Annotated in this window: 13 protein-coding genes; 7 read left to right on the top strand and 6 right to left on the bottom strand. The window is 71.7% G+C overall.

Annotation, left to right across the window (positions count from 1 at the left end):
* Window positions 1-2 precede the first annotated feature (2 nt).
* A complete protein-coding gene (locus ACZ4S3_RS02175; protein ID WP_467924648.1) occupies window positions 3-1,157 on the bottom strand; it encodes an ROK family protein in 1,155 nt (384 codons plus the stop codon).
* Window positions 1,158-1,376: 219 nt separating this feature from the next.
* Between ACZ4S3_RS02175 and ACZ4S3_RS02170 the strand changes: the two genes are divergently transcribed.
* The 4 genes from ACZ4S3_RS02170 to ACZ4S3_RS02155 are packed head-to-tail and all read left to right on the top strand — an operon-like array spanning window position 1,377 to window position 7,169.
* Complete coding sequence (locus ACZ4S3_RS02170; protein WP_467924646.1) at window positions 1,377-3,143, top strand: peptide ABC transporter substrate-binding protein; 1,767 nt, start codon at window positions 1,377-1,379, stop codon at window positions 3,141-3,143.
* Window positions 3,144-4,094, top strand: a complete 951-nt coding sequence (locus ACZ4S3_RS02165; RefSeq protein ID WP_467924644.1) for an ABC transporter permease — start codon at window positions 3,144-3,146, stop codon at window positions 4,092-4,094.
* A complete protein-coding gene (locus ACZ4S3_RS02160) occupies window positions 4,091-4,987 on the top strand; it encodes an ABC transporter permease (RefSeq protein ID WP_467924642.1) in 897 nt (298 codons plus the stop codon). Before ACZ4S3_RS02165 ends, ACZ4S3_RS02160 begins: the two co-directional genes overlap by 4 nt.
* 37 nt (window positions 4,988-5,024) lie before the next feature.
* The gene (locus ACZ4S3_RS02155; protein ID WP_467924640.1) at window positions 5,025-7,169 is read left to right on the top strand and encodes a dipeptide ABC transporter ATP-binding protein; all 2,145 of its coding nucleotides are present in this window, start codon (window positions 5,025-5,027) and stop codon (window positions 7,167-7,169) included.
* Here the strand turns inward: ACZ4S3_RS02155 and ACZ4S3_RS02150 are convergent.
* Window positions 7,156-7,956, bottom strand: coding sequence for a L,D-transpeptidase family protein (locus tag ACZ4S3_RS02150; RefSeq protein ID WP_467924638.1), 801 nt, complete (start codon window positions 7,954-7,956; stop codon window positions 7,156-7,158). The two genes, ACZ4S3_RS02155 and ACZ4S3_RS02150, sit on opposite strands and share 14 nt — an antisense overlap.
* Window positions 7,957-8,401: 445 nt before the next feature.
* On the opposite strand from ACZ4S3_RS02150, the gene ACZ4S3_RS02145 reads away from it, so the two are divergent.
* Window positions 8,402-9,799 carry an NADP-dependent succinic semialdehyde dehydrogenase gene (locus tag ACZ4S3_RS02145; protein ID WP_467924636.1) on the top strand — a complete coding sequence of 466 codons (1,398 nt, stop codon included), beginning with the start codon at window positions 8,402-8,404 and terminating at the stop codon, window positions 9,797-9,799.
* A gap of 256 nt (window positions 9,800-10,055) precedes the next feature.
* Here the strand turns inward: ACZ4S3_RS02145 and ACZ4S3_RS02140 are convergent, their stop codons facing one another.
* A complete protein-coding gene (locus tag ACZ4S3_RS02140; RefSeq protein ID WP_467924634.1) occupies window positions 10,056-12,215 on the bottom strand; it encodes a SpoIIE family protein phosphatase in 2,160 nt (719 codons plus the stop codon).
* 396 nt (window positions 12,216-12,611) lie between these two features.
* On the opposite strand from ACZ4S3_RS02140, the gene ACZ4S3_RS02135 reads away from it, so the two are divergent.
* Window positions 12,612-14,096 carry a glycoside hydrolase family 30 protein gene (locus tag ACZ4S3_RS02135; protein WP_467925213.1) on the top strand — a complete coding sequence of 495 codons (1,485 nt, stop codon included), beginning with the start codon at window positions 12,612-12,614 and terminating at the stop codon, window positions 14,094-14,096.
* Window positions 14,097-14,105: 9 nt separating this feature from the next.
* The gene (locus tag ACZ4S3_RS02130; RefSeq protein WP_467925247.1) at window positions 14,106-14,360 is read left to right on the top strand and encodes a hypothetical protein; all 255 of its coding nucleotides are present in this window, start codon (window positions 14,106-14,108) and stop codon (window positions 14,358-14,360) included.
* A gap of 54 nt (window positions 14,361-14,414) precedes the next feature.
* Here the strand turns inward: ACZ4S3_RS02130 and ACZ4S3_RS02125 are convergent, their stop codons facing one another.
* The 3 genes from ACZ4S3_RS02125 to ACZ4S3_RS02115 form a co-directional block, all read right to left on the bottom strand.
* Entirely contained in the window at window positions 14,415-15,635 is a 1,221-nt protein-coding gene (locus ACZ4S3_RS02125) for a metallophosphoesterase (protein ID WP_467924632.1), read from the bottom strand.
* Window positions 15,636-15,756: 121 nt separating this feature from the next.
* A complete protein-coding gene (locus tag ACZ4S3_RS02120) occupies window positions 15,757-16,290 on the bottom strand; it encodes a DUF1990 family protein (protein ID WP_467924630.1) in 534 nt (177 codons plus the stop codon).
* Between the two features lie 58 nt (window positions 16,291-16,348).
* Complete coding sequence (locus tag ACZ4S3_RS02115; protein WP_467924628.1) at window positions 16,349-17,170, bottom strand: YndJ family protein; 822 nt, start codon at window positions 17,168-17,170, stop codon at window positions 16,349-16,351.
* Between the last annotated feature and the right edge of the window lie 29 nt (window positions 17,171-17,199).

Below are 17,199 nucleotides of genomic sequence, written 5' to 3'. Positions count from 1 at the left end.
ACTCACTTTCCGTACGGGGCGAGGGTGAGGTCGCGCAGTGCGGCGTGGCCCGCGCCGAGCAGGCCCGCGTCCGGGCCGCAGACGGCGGCCTTGATGGTGAGTTCGCCGGTCGCCATCGGCAGGCAGCGTTCGTAGAGCATCCCGCGGACCGCGGCGACGAGCGGTTCGGCGCCGGAGAGCGCGCCGCCCAGGATCACCGCCTCGGGGTTGAAGAAGTTCACGACGACGGCCAGTACGGCGCCGATGTCCCGGCCGGCTTGCCGGACGAGGGTGGTGGCGTGCGGTTCGCCGTTCTCGACCAGGTGCAGGATGTCGGTGGTGGAGTCGGCGGCCAGGCCCCGCTCGCGCAGCGCGGCGGCGATCGCGGCGCCGCTCGCCACGGTCTCCAGGCAGCCGATGTTGCCGCAGGAGCAGGGCCGTTCGGCGGCCGCGCCGACCCGTACATGGCTGATGTCACCGGCCGAGCCGCGCGCCCCGCGGTAGAGCCGGCCGTCGCTGATGATGCCGGAGCCGATACCGCGGCCCGCCTTGACGACGACGAGATGGCGCAGCGCCGGGTGCGTGGCGCGGTGCTCGCCCAGCGCCAGCACATTGGCGTCGTTGTCGAGCAGGACCGGCAGGCCCAGCCGTTCGGCGAGCCGGTCGCGGAGGGCGAAGAGATGCCAGCCCGGCATCCGGGAGGGCGCGATGATCCGCCCGCTGACGGTGTCCACCGGGCCGGGGAAGCCGATGCCCGCACCGCGTACCGTCCGCCCGGCCGCGCGCTGCCGCTCGGCCAGCGCCGTCAGCCGCTCGGCCAGGACATCCAGGGCGGGGCCGGGCCCGGCGGTCAGGTCGAAGGCGTACTCCTCGATGTCGCAGGCGGTGCCGGTCAGTCCGACCGCGCCGGTGCGGATGTGATGGCTGCCCAGGTCTGCGGCGAGCGCCACCGCCCCGTGGTCGGCGACACGCAGCAGCCGGGGGCGCCGGCCGCCGCGCGAGGCGCCTTCGCCGGACTCGGTCAGCAGACCGGCGTCGACCAGTTCCTGGACGCGGGTGGAGACGGTGGAGGCGGCGAGGCCCAACTCCCGGACGAGATCGGCGCGGGAGGAGGCGGAGCCGTTGGCGACGAGTTCGAGGACGTGCGCGGCGGAGCCGGAATGCTCGTCCGGTGCCATGACGTGGCGCCTTTCGTGCGGGACCTGGGGAACTTTCTTCGGTAGGCGAAGTAAGCCTTACGGGCAACTCGCCGACAGTAGACCTCAGTTCGCCCGGCTTCGCCAAGGTCTTGACTTCCTTTCGTGGCCATCCGTACTTTGCTCGCATTCTTCGACCGGTCGATCCCCGGAGGCGGCATGGGCGTGCGCAGCAGACGAGTACGCGGGCCTCTGGGGCGCATGGCGGCCGTGATCCTGTCCGGCGCGCTCGCACTGGTCGGCTGCGGGCCGCGTGGCAACGTTGTCACCCGTGTGGGTCCCACCGGCGGTACCCCCGTCGAGGGCGGCACCGTCACCATGGCCCTGCCGCCCGCCTCCGCACCCAACTGGATCTTCCCGATCGGCGCCCCCGGATATCTGGCCGGCTACAACAGCGCCATCCAGAACCTGCTGTACGTGCCGCTGTTCACGCCCGAACCGAAGGGCGACGCGCTGACCACGGACTCCCCGCACGGCCTCGCCGAACCGCCCCGCTACAGCGACGGCAACAAAACCGTCACCATCACCCTGAAGAAAGGCCGCGTCTGGTCCGACGGAAAGCCCGTCACCACCCGCGATGTGAAGTTCTGGTTCGACCTGATCCGGCACAACAAGCAGGAATGGGCGGGCTATTCGCCGGGGCTGATGCCGGACGACGTCAAGGCCTTCGAGGTCGTCGACGACCGCACTTTCCGGCTTCGGCTGGACCGCGGCTACAACCCGGCGTGGTTCACCGCCAACGAACTCCAGGACGCCGTCGCGCTGCCCGTACACGCCTGGAACCCGGACCATGAGGACCCGAAGAAGGCGTTCGCCCGGCTGATGCGACACGCCAAGCGGTTCTCGGGGTTCGCGACCGATCCGCTGTGGAAAACCGTCAACGGGCCCTGGACGGTGGAGAAATGGACCACCTCGGGACAGGTGTCGCTGGTCCCCAACAAGAAATACCGCGGCCCCGACCGGCCCCATCTCGACCGTGTGATCCTCAAGCCCTTCACCACCGCCGACTCCGAATTCAACGTGCTGCGGGCCGGCGGCGTCGACTACGGCTATATCCCGCCCTCCGTCATGGCCCAGGCCGCGAAATTCACAAAGATGGGATATCGCATCGACCCTTGGGAAGGGTGGGCGATCACCTACATCGTCCTCAACTACCACCACCCCACGGCCGGACCGCTGCTGCGCCGGCCCTATCTGCGCCAGGCGCTCCAGCATCTGATCGACCAGAAGACGATTTCCCAGGTGATCTGGCACGGCAGCGCCGCCCCCACCCTCGGCCCGGTCCCCGCGAGCCTCCTGGGCGGCGACCCCTATCCGTACGACCCGGACAAGGCGCGGGCGCTGCTCGCCGGGCACGGCTGGGCCGGCCGGGGCGGGGCGCTGCGCTGCGTACGGCCGGGGGAGGGCGCGCGGCAGTGCGGCGCGGGCGTCAAGGACGGCCAGGAACTGCGGCTCTCGCTGCTCTCCCAGTCCGGCTCGACCGAGACCTCCAACACCATGCAGGCCATCAAGTCCGAGTTCGGCAAGGCGGGCGTCACCCTCGACATCCGGCAGCAGCCGCTGAACACCGTCCTGGGGACCACCGTTCCCTGCAAGACCACCGAACCCCTCTGCGCACAGTGGCAGCTCGGCTTCTTCGGCACCCAGGGCAGCTGGTACTTCCCGCCCGACCCCAGCGGAGAGAAAATCTTCGCGAGCAACGCACCCTCCAACATGGGTAATTGGTCGGACCCGCGCACCGACCGGCTCATCCGGGCCACCGAGTACTCCGACACCCCGGCCGCGCTGCGCGACTACGGCCGCGAGGTCGCCCGCCGGCTCCCGGTGCTGTGGACCCCCAACCCCGCCTACCAGGTCTCCGTCATCCGCAACGACCTGCGCGGCGTCGACCAGAACCCGACCCTCACGCTCGCCCCGCAGGACTGGTACTTCGTGAAGCAGGCTCGTGACGAAGGGCGGCGCCGGTAAATGATCCGCTTCCTGGTCAAGCGCATCGCGCAGGCCCTCGTCGTGCTGCTGCTGGTGTCCGTCATCGTCTTCGTCCTGCTGCATCTGCTCCCCGGCGGCCCGGCCCGCGCCATCCTCGGGGTCCAGGCCACTCCCCAGGCCATCGCGCACTTCAACCACCAGCAGGGATACGACCGTTCGCTGCCGCAGCAGTACGTCATGTACCTCGGGCGGCTGCTCACCGGGGACCTCGGCGAGTCGTACAAGCTCAACCAGACCGTCGCCTCGCTGCTCGCCGAGCGGCTGCCCAGGACCGCCCTGCTGGCGGGCCTCTCCCTCGTCCTGGCCGCGGCCCTTGCCATCCCGCTGGGCATCCTGCAGGCCGTACGCCGGGGCCGGGCCGCCGACTACCTGCTGACCGGCGCGGCCTTCCTCGCCTACGCCACCCCGGTGTTCTTTCTCGGCCTGGTCCTCATCCTTCTCTTCAGCCAGCAGCTTCAGCTCTTCCCCGCCGAGGCGCCCCAGGCCGACACCGTCGGCGGGATCCTCGCCGATCCGCCGGGACTCGTGCTCCCGGTCGTGACCACCGCGCTCGGAATCGTCGCCGCCTTCAGCCGCTATATGCGCTCCGCCGTCCTCGACAACCTCGGCGAGGAGTACGTCCGCACCGCACGCGCCAAGGGCCAGTCGCCCTCCCGCATCATGGCCCGGCACGTCCTGCGCAACGCCCTCATCCCGCTGGCCACCCTCCTCGGCCTCTACCTGCCCACCCTCTTCAGCGGCACCCTCGTCGTCGAGTCGATGTTCAACTACCCAGGAATGGGGCTGCTGTTCTGGAACGCGGCCCAGGGCTCGGACTTCCCCGTCCTGCTCGGCGTCACCCTCGTCGTCGGCACCGCCACCGTCCTCGGCTCCCTGATCACCGATATCGCCTACGCCGTCCTCGACCCGCGCATCAGGAGCGTGACGTGACGACCACCGCCCTCGACGCCAACCGGCCGGAGGCGGCCCTCGCCACCCCGGGCCCGGCCCGCCGTACCCTCGCCGTCTTCGCCCGCAACAAGCTCGCCCTCACCGGCGCCCTGCTGCTGCTCGCCCTGCTCGTCCTCTGCTTCCTCGGGCCGCTGATCCACCCCACCGACCAGATCCACACCGACCTCTCCCAGGCCAACCGCGCCCCCGGCGCCGGCCACCCGCTCGGCACCACCGACCTCGGCTACGACCTGCTGGGACGGCTGATGTACGGCGGCCGCACCTCCCTCGAAGTCGGCCTGGCCGCAGGCCTGCTGGCCACCCTCTTCGGGACGGTGTACGGGGCGGTCGCCGGCTACTTCGGCGGCTGGGTGGACGCCACGATGATGCGGGTGACCGATGCCGCGCTCGCCATCCCGGCCCTCTTCCTGCTCGTCGTGGTCGCCGCCATCATCACGCCCAGCAAGCCCGTCCTGATCCTCGTCATCGCCTCCGTCGCCTGGCTCTCCCCGGCCCGGCTCATCCGCGGCGAGGCGCTGGCACTGCGCGGCCGGGACTACATCCATGCGATGCGGCTGATGGGCGGCGGTGGGGTCCGGGCGGTCTTTCGGCACATCGTCCCCAACGCCATCGGCACCGTCATCGTCAACGCCACCTTCCAGATCGCCGACGCCATCCTCTACGTCGCCTATCTGTCCTTCCTCGGCCTGTCGATCCCGCCGCCCGCCGCAGACTGGGGCTCGATGCTCTCCGCCGGCCTCACCTACACCCAGGTCGGCTACTGGTGGCTGATCTTCCCGCCGGGCCTCGCGATCGTGCTGGTCGTCGCCGCGTTCAACTTCATCGGGGACGGACTGCGGGACGCCTTCGACGTACGGCTCCAGAAGCACTGACGGACCGACTCCACGAACCGACGCGAGGACCGACCCCATGACCGACTCGCTCCTGATGACCGACGCACACTCCGCGGCCGGCCCGCTCCTGCGGATCGAAGACCTGCATGTCGAGATCGCCGGCCGCGGCCGCACCGTCCACGCCCTCGACGGCATCGACCTCGACCTCGCACCCGGCGAAGCGCTCGGCATCGTCGGCGAATCCGGCTGCGGCAAGACCATGACCGCGCTGTCCGTCCTGGGCCTGCTCCCGCCCGGCGGTCGGATCACCGGCGGCCGGATCCTCCTCGACGGCCCACGCGGGGTCGCGGCCGGGCTCACGGACCTGGCCGCCGCCCCGGAACCCGTACTGCGCGACATCCGCGGCAACACCATCGGCATGGTCTTCCAGGACCCGCTGACCTCCCTCAACCCCACCCTCACCCTCGGCACCCAGGTGGCCGAACCCCTTCTGCTGCACCGGGACGTGACCAAGGCGGAGGCCTGGGCCAGGGCCGAGGAGATGCTGGGGCTGGTCGGTATGCCGCGCCCCGCCGAGCGGATGAGGACCTACCCGCACCAGCTCAGCGGCGGGATGCGGCAGCGCGTCGCGATCGCCATGGCGCTGATCTGCGAGCCCCGGCTGCTGATCGCCGACGAGCCGACCACCGCCCTCGACGTCACCACCCAGCACCAGATCCTGGAACTCATCGACGAGCTGCGCGCCCGCCTGGGCATGGCCCTGATCCTGGTCACCCACGACCTCGGCGTGATCGCCCGCCGGGTCGACCGGGTCGCGGTGATGTACGGCGGCCGGATCGCCGAACGCGCCCCCGTACGGGCCCTGTTCGCCACCCCGCGGCACCGCTACACCCAGGCCCTGCTCGCCGCCCTCCCCGAATTCCCCCGGCTGCCGCCGCGTGCGGCCGCCGGCGCCGACGCCGACCGGCCGCTCGCCACCATCCCCGGCCTGCCGCCGTCCCTGGTCACCCGCCCGGCCGGCTGCCGCTTCGCGCCGCGCTGCGGCTTCGCCACCGACGTCTGCCGCACCACCGAGCCGGCTCTCCCGGACGGCGACCATGCCTTCGCCTGCTTCCACCCCGCCGGCCCGGCCGCCGCCGGTACGGACCCGGCCGCCGAGCACCTCCCCCGGCCGCCGGCCGGGCGGACCCCCGCCGCGCCCGCCGCATCCGCGGCCCGTACCGAAGAACCCCTGCTGCGTCTCTCCGGCATCGCCAAGTCCTACCCCCTGCACGGCGGCCCCTTCGCCCGCCGCAGGCGCGCCGCCGAGATCAGCGCGGTGGCCGGCATCTCGCTCACCGTACGGCGCGGCGAGACCTTCGGCGTCGTGGGGGAGTCCGGCTCCGGCAAGTCCACCCTCGGCCGGCTGGCCGTCGGTCTCGAGGCGCCCACCGAGGGCACCGTCCGCTTCGACGGCCGCGACATCAGCACCCTGACCCCGCGCGAGCTGCGCGCCCACCGCCGCGACGTCCAGCTGATGTTCCAGGACTCGTACGCCGCCATGGACCCCCGAATGCGGGTCGGTGCCGTATTGCGGGAACCCCTGGTCATCCAGGGGATCGGCGACAGAGCGGCACAGCGGCGGCGGATCGCGGAGCTGCTGGACGACGTCGGGCTGCCGCGGGGCGCGGTGAACCGCTATCCGCACGAGTTCTCCGGCGGCCAGCGCCAGCGCCTCGGCCTGGCCCGCGCCCTCGCCCTGGCGCCGTCGCTCGTCGTCGCCGACGAACCGGTCTCCGCCCTCGACGTGTCCGTACAGGCCCAGATCCTCAACCTCATGCGCGATCTGCAGCGGGAGAAGGGGCTCACCTATCTCTTCATCTCGCACGACCTGGCGGTGGTACGGCACCTCGCGGACACGGTCGGGGTGATGTACCTCGGCAAGCTGGTCGAGACCGGCCCCGCCGACCGCGTCCTCACCCGGCCGCTGCACCCCTACACCCGAGGGCTGCTGGACACCGTCAACGCGCCGGACCCGGACGCCGTCCCGGCCGGCACCCCGGTGGGCGGCGAGGCCCCGTCGGCCGCCGCGCCGCCCTCCGGCTGCCGCTTCCGCACCCGCTGCCCGGCCGCCACCGGGCTGTGCGCCACCACCGAGCCCCCAGTGGCCGAGCCGTACACGCCCGGCCACCGGGTGGCCTGCCACTTCCCGCCGGCGTCGGAGGCGGTCAGTAGCGGGTGATCGCCGTCGGTCCGTACGCCGTCCCGATGGCGATATGCGGCTCCTCGGACGGCCGCACCCAGGCCAGGATCCGCGCCATCGCCCCGGCCGGTACGGACACACAACCGGCCGTCGCGCCCTTCCCGTTGACATGCAGGAAGATCCCGGCGCCGCGGCCGTGCACCGGGCGGCGGTAGTTGAACCCGATGACCAGCGCCCGGCTGTACTGGACCGGATAGTCCGCCAGCCGCTCCGACTCGGTGGCCGCGCAGTCCCCGGGCAGCGGCTCCACCCAGCGGTTGTAGGAGGCCGAGGCGTTGTCCTCGCACCACCAGGAGTCCGGGGTGACCCGGCGGTAGGGGGCCGCGGTGCCGGGCGGGGCCGGGTCGTTCCCGAAGCCGTACGGCAGGTCGTACAGCCCGGTGGGGGTGGTCGAGGTGCCCTGCTCGCGGGTGCTGCCCTCGGTCAGGCCGCCGGATCCGAAGCGGGCGGGCGCCGAACCGATCTCCCGCCAGCGGCCGTTGTGCCGCTGCCACCACGTCACGGTCCCGGTTGTGGCGCTCGCGGTGGGCGCGCGGGCGGTGATCAGCTGGTCACCGCCTCCGGTGTCGGCCATCAGGTAGGGGAGGGGGATGCGGCCCTCGCGGGCGGGGGCGGCCGAGGCGGGGGCGGCGAGGGCGAGCAGCAGCGTCGCGCAGACCGCCGATGCCAGGGCGATGCGCGTACGGGCACGGCTGCGGTTGCGGTTGCGGTTGCGGTTGCGGTTGCGGTTGCGGATCAGGCTACGGCTACGGGTCGTCATGGCCATGGCGGCAATGTAGGACGCGCCACGGAGACCGGGCGCCGCCCAAACAGGTCACATCCGCCCGGCCGGGGGCCCATCCGGCTCCGTCCGCGATCTCATCCGGCGGCAATCCATGGTGCGCGGGGGCCTTGAACGGGCGAAACTCGGGTACGGGGGCCAATGTGCCACTAGACGTCTCATTCTGGAGGCCCCCAGTGCAGCGGCAACCGCTTACGCGCAGTGACCGCACGCTCGACCGCGATCCCCAGCCCGTGCCGCCCCCGGACCCCGGTGGTCCCTCTCCCGGCCCCGTCCCGGATCCGCTTCCCGGGCCGCCGGCGCCGCCCCCGCCGCCCGACCCCGTACCGCCGGACCCAGGGCCGGTGCCGCGTCCGCCCGGACCGGACCCCGACCCGGTCCCGGAGCCGTCCCCCGCCCCCTCACCGCTCTCTCAAGGGAGGTGCTGATCATGGCCATCGCCACGGTCAACCCGGCCACCGGCGAAACCCTCAAGACCTTCGACGCGCTCAACCCGGGCGAGATCGAAGACCGCCTGGTCCGCGCCGAGCGGGCCTATCAGGGGCACCGGACCACGAGCTTCGCCTACCGCTGCGAGCTGCTGCTCGCGGCCGCCGACATGCTCGACGCCGACCGGGAATCCATCGCCCGCACCATGACCACCGAGATGGGCAAACCGCTCGCCCAGGCGCGCGCCGAGGCCGCGAAATGCGCCAAGACCATGCGCTGGTACGCCCACCACGCCGAGGATCTCCTCGCCGATGAGCACCCCGACCCCGCCGATGTGGCCGACTCCGGCGCGGCCCGCGCCGTGGTCCGCTACCGCCCGATCGGCACCGTGCTCGCGGTGATGCCCTGGAACTTCCCGCTCTGGCAGGTCGTACGGTTCGCCGCCCCCGCCCTGATGGCGGGCAACACCGGCCTTCTCAAGCACGCCTCGAACGTCCCGCAGACCGCGCTCTACATCGAGGAGCTCTTCCGCCGGGCGGGCTTCCCGGAAGGCTGCTTCCAGACCCTGCTGATCGGCTCCGGCGCCGTCGAGGACATCCTGCGCGACCCGCGGATCGCCGCCGCCACGCTGACCGGCAGCGAGCCCGCCGGCCGCTCGGTCGCCGCCATCGCCGGCGACGAGATCAAGAAGACCGTCCTGGAACTGGGCGGCAGCGACCCCTACGTCGTCATGCCCTCGGCCGACCTGGAGAAGGCCGCCGCCACCGCCGTCACCGCACGCGTCCAGAACAACGGGCAGTCCTGTATCGCGGCCAAGCGGTTCATCGTCCATACCGATGTCTACGACGCCTTCGCCGCCCGCTTCACCGAACGGATGGCCGCCCTGACCGTCGGCGACCCGATGGACGAGAACACCGACGTCGGCCCGCTGGCCAGCGAGCAGGGCCGCTCCGACGTGGAGGAACTGGTCGACGACGCGGTCCACCAGGGCGCCACCGCCCTGTGCGGCGGCCGCCGCCCGCCCGAGCATCCCGCGGGCTGGTTCTACGAGCCGACGGTGCTCTCCGGCATCACCCCACAGATGCGCATCCACCACGAGGAGGCGTTCGGCCCGGTCGCCACGCTCTACCGCGTCGCGGACCTGGACGAGGCGGTGGCGGTCGCCAACGACTCACCGTTCGGGCTCAGTTCCAACGCCTGGACCCGCGACCCGGACGAGCAGGAGCGCCTGGCAAGGGACTTGCAGGCCGGCGGCGTCTTCTTCAACGGCATGACCGCCTCCCACCCGGGCCTGCCCTTCGGCGGCGCCAAGCGCTCCGGCTACGGCCGGGAGCTCTCCGGCCACGGCATCCGGGAGTTCTGCAATATGACGACGTTGTGGTACGGGCCGGAAGGGTGAGCGGGAGGCCGCCCAGAGGGCTGCGAAGAGTTCGAAGGTGAGGGTGCGGGACCGGCGCCGCTGAATCGCTCTTTTACGCCCTGTGCCGCGCCCCGATGGGCGCGTGCGCCGGAGCGGTTTTCGAGGTCGGCGTCAGGGTGTACGTTGCCGGTCAGGTCGAGCTGGCCAACGGCCAGGTTGGTCGGCTCGGCTACCTTCCGATTCTCCCTCGCCCCGCAGCTGAATGCCCGTCAGCTGCACGCTCCCGTAAGGGAATTCACCGCACCCCCATCGGCGCGTCCGGCACGTCCGGCATCTCCGGCACCACGAACTCGCACCACAGTGCCTTACCGGAGCCACGCGGCTCCGCGCCCCAGCGGTCCGCCAGGGCCTCGACCAGCATCAGCCCGCGGCCGGAGGTGGCGGTCTCGCCGGGGCTGCGGCGGCGCGGCCAGGAACTGGAGCGGTCCTCGACCTCCAGGCGGATCCGCCGCGGGGCACCGGGCACCAGTTCCACGGAGACCAGCGCACCGCTCTCGGTGTGCGTCAGCGCATTGGTGATCAGCTCCGAGGCGGCGACCTCGACGTTGTGGGTGACCTCGCCCGCCCGCCACTGGCCCAGCGTGCGCCGCAGCGCAGAGCGGACCTCCGCGGTGCCCGACGGGTCGGCCTGATGGACATGCAGCCGCAGCCGCGGCGTGGCGGCGGCCCCCGGGTGCGGCAGCCGGCGCAGCAGCAGAAGGGCCATGTCGTCGTCCGAGCCCGGTTCGGCCCACAGATGGGCCGAGAGCTGGTCGGCGAGCGCCTCCAGCTCCCTGGGCCCGGCGCGGAATGCCGCGGACAGCGCGTCCATTCCCGCCGAGATGTCTCGGTCCCGCTGTTCGACCAGGCCGTCGGTGCACAGCAGCAGCGTGGAGCCCGGTTCCAGGAACAGCTGGGTCTCGGGGAAGTGGTCGTGCCCGAAGGCGGTGGCCAGGCCCAGCGGCAGCCCGCCGCGGACCTCCGGCCGGTCGATGTGCCGGGCACTGTCGCTGATCAGCGGCCCGAGGTGACCGGCCGTGGCCACATACAGCGTCCCGGACTCCAGATCGGCCTGGACGTACGTACACGTCGCGAACCGCTCGGTCTCCAGCTCGGCCAGAAAGCGGGAGGCCCGCACCAGCACGGTCTCCGGCGAGTGCCCCTCGGCGGCGTAGGCGCGCAACGCGATCCGCAACTGGCCCATCACGGCGGCCGCATGGGTGTCGTGGCCCTGCACATCACCCACCACCAGGCCGGTCCGTCCCTGGGGCAGCGCGATCACGTCGTACCAGTCGCCGCCGACGTCCCGTCCGACGCTCGCCGGGTGGTAGCGGACGGTGACCTCACCGCCGGAGATCGGCGGGACCCGGCGCGGCAGCATCGTCGCCTGCAGCCCGGTGGCGAACTCCCGCTCCTGGTCGAAGAGCGTCGCCCGCTGCAGTGACTGGGCGACGACACCGGCCAGCGCCAGCGCCAGGTTCCTGGCCTCCGTGGAGTGCACCGCAGGCTCGGTGTTGAACAGTCCCAGCGCCCCGATGACGGTGTCCTGCGCGATCAGCGGCAGGAAGGACGAACTGCCCGCCGGGAGGACTTCGCTGTACGGGCGCAGCAGGGGATAGCGGGCGACCAGCTCGCCCCGGGTGCACAGGAAACGGGGCCGCCGCGAGAACGCCGCGTCGGACAGCGGCAGGGTGTCGTCCAGGCGGGAGTTCATCATCCCGTCGGGGACCTCGCCATCGAGTCCGGCGGCGGCGATGACCTCGAACCGGTCGCTCGCGGCCAGTCCCAGGACCAGCCCGTCCGCGCCGAACCGCCGGGCGCCGCCGATGCCGGTGAGCACGCGGGTCACATCCGCGACCGACAGTGCCCGGGACAGCTCGGCGGTGACCTGCTGCACCATCACGGTCTGCCGCTGCCGCTCCTTCCGGAGCGAACGCAGCAGCGCGGAGTCCGCCAGCTCCCCGGACGCCTCCCGGACGATGCCGATGATCCGGTACGGCAGCCCGTCCTCGTCGTGCAGGATCCGGCCCTGGGAGTGCGTCCAGCGCGGCGTCCCGTCCCGGCACCGGACGCGGAAGTAGGCGCCGTAGGACGAGGTGCCCTCACGCAGCGCCTGGGAGAGCGCCGCATCCAGCCGTATGCCCTCCTCCGGCGGCACCCGCGAGACCAGTGACAGCGGCGCGCCGTCGTATTCGTCCGGGCGCAGGTCGAAGACGTCCAGCGCCCCGGGGTCCAGATCCATGAACCCGCGGTCCAGGTCCCAGTCGAAGGTGCCCATCCGGTTGAGCGCCAGCCGCCGGCGCAGACCGATCGGCTCCTGGTGGGAGACGCCGGAGGCGTGCTCGGGGACGCGCCGCGGCTCCCGGTCGGCGCGGGGGTCGTAGCCGTCGGGGGCCGGTCCGCTCTGCCTGGTCATGGTGCGCTGCGCCTCCGCGGCCGATGTCCACCGGAACGCGGCCGTGCGCTCACCTTAGGTGGCGGCCGGATACCCCGCATTTCCTGCGGTGCGGCCGCCGTCGGGCGTTACGGAGGACGGGTGACGGGAGGCCTCCGTAACGGCGGCCGGACGGCCGGACGGCCGGAAGACCCGACGACCGTCTTCAGTATGTGAAGACACGCGTTAACCCGGCATCGCTAACCCCCAGGTCGTGCATGACTCTTGACGTCACACTTTCAACTCCCGAACCATTGAGCCGAGCCGTCGGCCGTGCCCACACCGGCCGGAAGCAACAGCAGGGCCGTGCCCGCACCGGTCCGCGGGCAGACGCATGGCGTGCGCGCCTGGTCTGCCCTCCACAGGAGGGCGCTCCGCATCGTGAGAACCCGAAGATTCCGCCGCGCCCTGACCGGCGCGGCCGGGGCGGTCACCGCTGCCCTGGCACTGGCGTACACGGCCGTCGGGACACCGGCCACCCACCGACCCACCGCCCAAGAACAGGTCCAGGTCCACCTCACCACCACCTCCGACCCCGGCGGCCGCCAGGTCGTCAAAGGGCTGGAGAAACAGGATCCGCTCACCTTCACCCCCGGCGACGGGGCCCCCGGCACGGCCGATATCACCATTGATGAGTCGAAGGCGTACCAGACGTTCGAAGGCGGCGGCGCCTCCTTCACCGACACCGCCGCGTGGCTGCTGAAGAGCAGCGGCGCACTGAGCGACGCCACCCGCGACGCGACGATGAAGAAGCTCTTCGACCCCGCCGACGGCATCGGCCTCGGCTTCCTCCGCAACCCCATGGGCGCCTCCGACCTGGCCCGCTTCGGCTACACCTACGACGACATGCCGGCCGGCCAGGCCGACCCGGACCTCCAGCACTTCACCCTCGCGCACGACCTCGCCGACGTCCTGCCGCTCACCGCCCAGGCCCGCAGCCTCAACCCGGCCCTGAAGGTCATGGCCTCGCCCTGGAGCGCGCCCGCCTGGATGAAGGACAACGACCGGCTCGACCAGGGCCGGCTCCAGTCGAAGTACTACGCCGCCTACGCCCGGTACTTCGTGAGGTACCTGCGGGCCTACCAGGACCACGGCGTGCCCGTCGACTATGTCTCCGTACAGAACGAACCCACCTGCTGTGCCGGCTACCCGTCGATGCAGTGGAACGGCTCGGGCCTGGCCTACTTCACCAAGAACAACCTGCTGCCCGCGCTGCAGAACGCCGGCCTGTCCACCAAAGTCCTTGCTCTGGACTGGAATTGGGACAAGTACGCCGACTTCGCCGCGCCCACCGTCGAGGACCCGGCCATCCGCAGCCACCCCAACTTCGGCGGTATGGCCTGGCACGGCTACGGCGGCGATGTCGCCGAACAGACCCGGGTGCACGACCGGTACCCCGCACTCGTCGCGTACGACACCGAGCACTCCGGCGGCCAGTGGATCACCAACCAGCAGCGGGAGGACATGCACAACCTCATCGACTACACCCGCAACTGGGGCAGCAGCTGGATCAAATGGTCCCTCGCCGTCGACCAGAACGGCGGCCCGCACTACGGGGGCTGCGCCACCTGCACCGGCCTGGTCACCGTCCACAACGGCGACGGAGCACACGGCACCGTCGACTACACCATCGAGTACTACACGATGGGCCACCTCACCAAATTTGTCCGTCCGGGCGCCCGGCGCATCGAGTCGACGGCCTCGGCCACCGTCCCCAACGTGGCCTGGCGAAACCCCGACGGCTCCAGGGCGCTGATCGCCTACAACGACACCGGAGCAACCCAGCGCACCGTCATCAACTGGCAGGGCCAACACGTCGGTTACGACCTGCCGGCCGGCGCCTCGGCCACCTTCACCTGGTAGGAGACCGCCATGAAACCCCGCACCGTCCTCGCCGCCCTCCTCGCGGCGTGCGCCGCGGCCCTCGCCCTCCCGCAGGCCGACGCCGCCGCGGCCGATCCCGACCTCGGCCCGAACGTCCAGATCTTCGACCCCCCGACGGTGCGCTTCCACGACATGGTGACCGTCTCACTGGGCGGCACCGGCACCATCCACCACATCATCAATGGCGCCGGCGGCCCCTCGGACGCGAACAGCAATGTCGCGAACCTGGTCAACTACCCGTAGTCAACTACCCGTAAAAATCTGCCATTTGGTCGACATCGGCGGGCGTGCGCCGCGTCAGGCGTGCGCCCGCGCCGCCGCAACCGGCCCCGTCTGCCGCGTCCGGTGCGCCAAGGTGGCCGTCCGCGTCGCCACATCGACCGTGTACGCATCGATGGTCAGCCGCGCGTCCGACACCTTCAGCACCATGAACCCGTGGTCGGAGAAGTTCTGCCAGGCCGCCGGGTTCGTGAAGTGCGCCTTGCCGTCCTCCGTCTTGGCCGATGCCCCGCACACCACCTGCCGGGTACCGCCGGTACGCGCCGTCGGCTCCAGCACCTGCAGCGTGTGGTCGTGACCGGACAGAATCAGATCGGCGCGCCCGCACACCACCTTTTCGTACATGTCCTTGAGGTGGACGCCGCTGGTGTAGTTCCCGATCTGGAAACCGTCGTACGAACCGGCGCTGCCGTGCTTGCCGTTGTTCAGGTACGGGTGGTGGCTCAGCACCACCTTCCAGCGGGCCCGCGAGGCGCGCAGCGCGCCGTCCAGCCAGCTCCGCTGCTCGCGCATGTACGGGCCGTCCCAGCGGAAGTACGGGTCGAGCTGCGCGACATACGACGACCAGGGAATGGTGTCGATGGCGAAGAACTCCACCAGCGGGTCGGCGGCCGGGAGCGGCACGCTGTAGTAACGGCTCGGCATGTACCAGCGCTTCGACGTCGTGGCGTAGGCGACCTCACGGTCGCCGCGCGACGGGTCGCCGCCGCTGCCGGGGATCAGACCTGAGCAGTCGTGATTGCCCAGAACCATCAGCCACGGCACATCGATACCGCTGTTCGGCTTCTCGAACTTGTCCTGGAATTCCGAGTCGTGCGCCGACTCCGGCCCGTTCTCGTAAATATTGTCGCCGAGCCCGATCGCGAGCCCTATCTTCTCGGTCCGGCACACATCCCGGGCGGCGGCCGCCACCGCGTACTGCGCCTCATCACCCGTTCCCGCGTCGCCGGTGACCAGGACGGCGAACTCACCCTTCCCGTTGGGGTGTTCGGGGAACGGGAAGGCTCCCGGAGCCCCGAGGCGGGGCGCGGCGGACGCGGTGGCCGACTGCGCTCCCGACGCCAGCACCGTGAGCGCCGCACCGGCCATCGCGCCGCCCAGCAGCGTCCGCCGGTTCACCCACTGCGGCACCCTCCCCGTGGTGCGCATCTCGGGCCCGGCCGTCGCCTCCGAGCCGGCCCGCAGCCACTCCCGCTCGGTCATGTCCGCCTGCGGCGGGATCAGTTCGTCTTCACACATGCCTGGTTTTCTCTCACGGCCGGCAGGGGCGGTGGTGACGGAATGATGAATCAGAGGTGGACGTATGGCGATCAGCAGTGGCGCGGACTACCTGTCGGTAACTACGCGTTTCCGCACGTCATCAGGGTGTGAGCGAGGAGCGGTCGGCGGCCCGTTTCACCAGCCGGCGGAGGGTCCGGCCGAGGTGCCGGGCGTAGCAGCGCTGGAGCACAGGGACCAGCGGACCCGCGAGCCGCGTGTACCAAGCGGCGGGGCGGCTGAACGCGGTGACGGTGAACCACACCCTGTCGTCCGCCTGCCGCTCGACCAGGAATGCCTCCTCGCCGCATTCGGGGTGCCCCTCCCGGGTGCCGTACGCGAAGCCGATGCAGTCCGCGTCGGCCGCCGTCCATACCACCCGGCACGGCACCCGCAGCTGCAGCGGACCGATGCCCAGCCCCACCTCGACGGCCACGCCCGGTGCGGCCCGGGTGGCGTCGGCCTGGATGATGGCACCCGCCGAGCGGTGCATCCGGAAGGTGGTGACCGCCTCGCCCGCCGCCACCAGGGCGTCGCGCCCCATTCCGATCGGCATCTTCACATGGAGGTGGGAGTAGCCGGCGGGCAGCGGGGTGCGTCGGGTGGCGCCTGCCTCGGGGTAGTTGACGTCGCTCATGCGTGGCGCTCCTTCAGGGGGTGGTAGGGCGGGTAGTGGCGTCGGCTCCTGCCCCGGCTCACCGCGCCGCGGGGTGCCGGCGGCGCTGCGCGAGGATGGCACACAGCGCGAAGCCGAGGGCGTTTCCCAGGCCGTGGGTGGCGGCCATCCAGGCGAGGGAGGGATGCGGCAGGCCGGTCGCCTCGCCGAGCGCCCAGCTCAGCGCGAGCAGCATGGTGGCCACCAGGATCACCGCCGAGCAGCCGAGCAGCGCGCGGGTGGTCCGGTCGGGTCCGGTGGCCTTGAGGTCGCGCCAGGTGAGCAGGCCCACCAGCCACATGCCGCAGGTCAGGACCAGCGCACCGGCCAGCTCGGCCCAGTCGTCGATGAAGTAGCCGGCGAGCACGAGGAGGGTGCCGACCGGGACGCTGAGCGCCGCGAGACGGCCCGCCCGGCCGCCGCCGGTGCCGCGGCAGACAAGCCCCGCGATCAGGGCGGCGGCAAACCCGGCGAAGTGGAAGTGCGGCACGGTCAGCGCCAGGATGCCGAGGTCGAAGCCGAACAGCCGGTGCCCGGCGCGTTCGGCGACCAGTGCCAGTCCCGCGACGGCCGGGGTGGCCAGCGCGGTGAGGATCGCGATCTCGGACGGCGCGAGCGAGCGGTTGCGGGCCAGCCGCCGCGGTGCCTGTACGGCGAGCGCAACCGTGGCGGCCGCGTACCCGGCGGCGCAGACGACGGCGAGGGTCCCGCGCGGCAGCCACAGTGCGAGCGAGCCCGCGACGGCGGCGAGCGGCCAGATTCTCCGGATGCCGGTCAGGCCGGGCCCGTCGATCAGCGAGAGCCCCAGCGGGATCACCACGAACATCCCGAGCATGACGATGAGATGGACCAATACGGTCACCACGTCCCCCTTCCACAACGGTCCGGACG

This window comes from Streptomyces sp. NPDC028368 (assembly GCF_055565615.1).
Note: the sequence above shows the minus strand (reverse complement) of the source record. Positions and strands in the feature narration are given on the sequence as shown.

Bases quoted from the DNA above. Each gene is read 5' to 3' on its own strand.
- ACZ4S3_RS02145 (WP_467924636.1), top strand. From the start codon at position 8,402: ATGGCCATCGCCACGGTCAACCCGGCCACCGGCGAAACCCTCAAGACC.
- ACZ4S3_RS02170 (WP_467924646.1), top strand. From the start codon at position 1,377: ATGGCGGCCGTGATCCTGTCCGGCGCGCTCGCACTGGTCGGCTGCGGG.
- ACZ4S3_RS02175 (WP_467924648.1), bottom strand. From the start codon at position 1,157: ATGGCACCGGACGAGCATTCCGGCTCCGCCGCGCACGTCCTCGAACTC.
- ACZ4S3_RS02140 (WP_467924634.1), bottom strand. From the start codon at position 12,215: ATGACCAGGCAGAGCGGACCGGCCCCCGACGGCTACGACCCCCGCGCC.
- ACZ4S3_RS02150 (WP_467924638.1), bottom strand. From the start codon at position 7,956: ATGGCCATGACGACCCGTAGCCGTAGCCTGATCCGCAACCGCAACCGC.
- ACZ4S3_RS02120 (WP_467924630.1), bottom strand. From the start codon at position 16,290: ATGAGCGACGTCAACTACCCCGAGGCAGGCGCCACCCGACGCACCCCG.
- ACZ4S3_RS02130 (WP_467925247.1), top strand. From the start codon at position 14,106: ATGAAACCCCGCACCGTCCTCGCCGCCCTCCTCGCGGCGTGCGCCGCG.
- ACZ4S3_RS02125 (WP_467924632.1), bottom strand. From the start codon at position 15,635: ATGTGTGAAGACGAACTGATCCCGCCGCAGGCGGACATGACCGAGCGG.
- ACZ4S3_RS02155 (WP_467924640.1), top strand. From the start codon at position 5,025: ATGACCGACTCGCTCCTGATGACCGACGCACACTCCGCGGCCGGCCCG.
- ACZ4S3_RS02165 (WP_467924644.1), top strand. From the start codon at position 3,144: ATGATCCGCTTCCTGGTCAAGCGCATCGCGCAGGCCCTCGTCGTGCTG.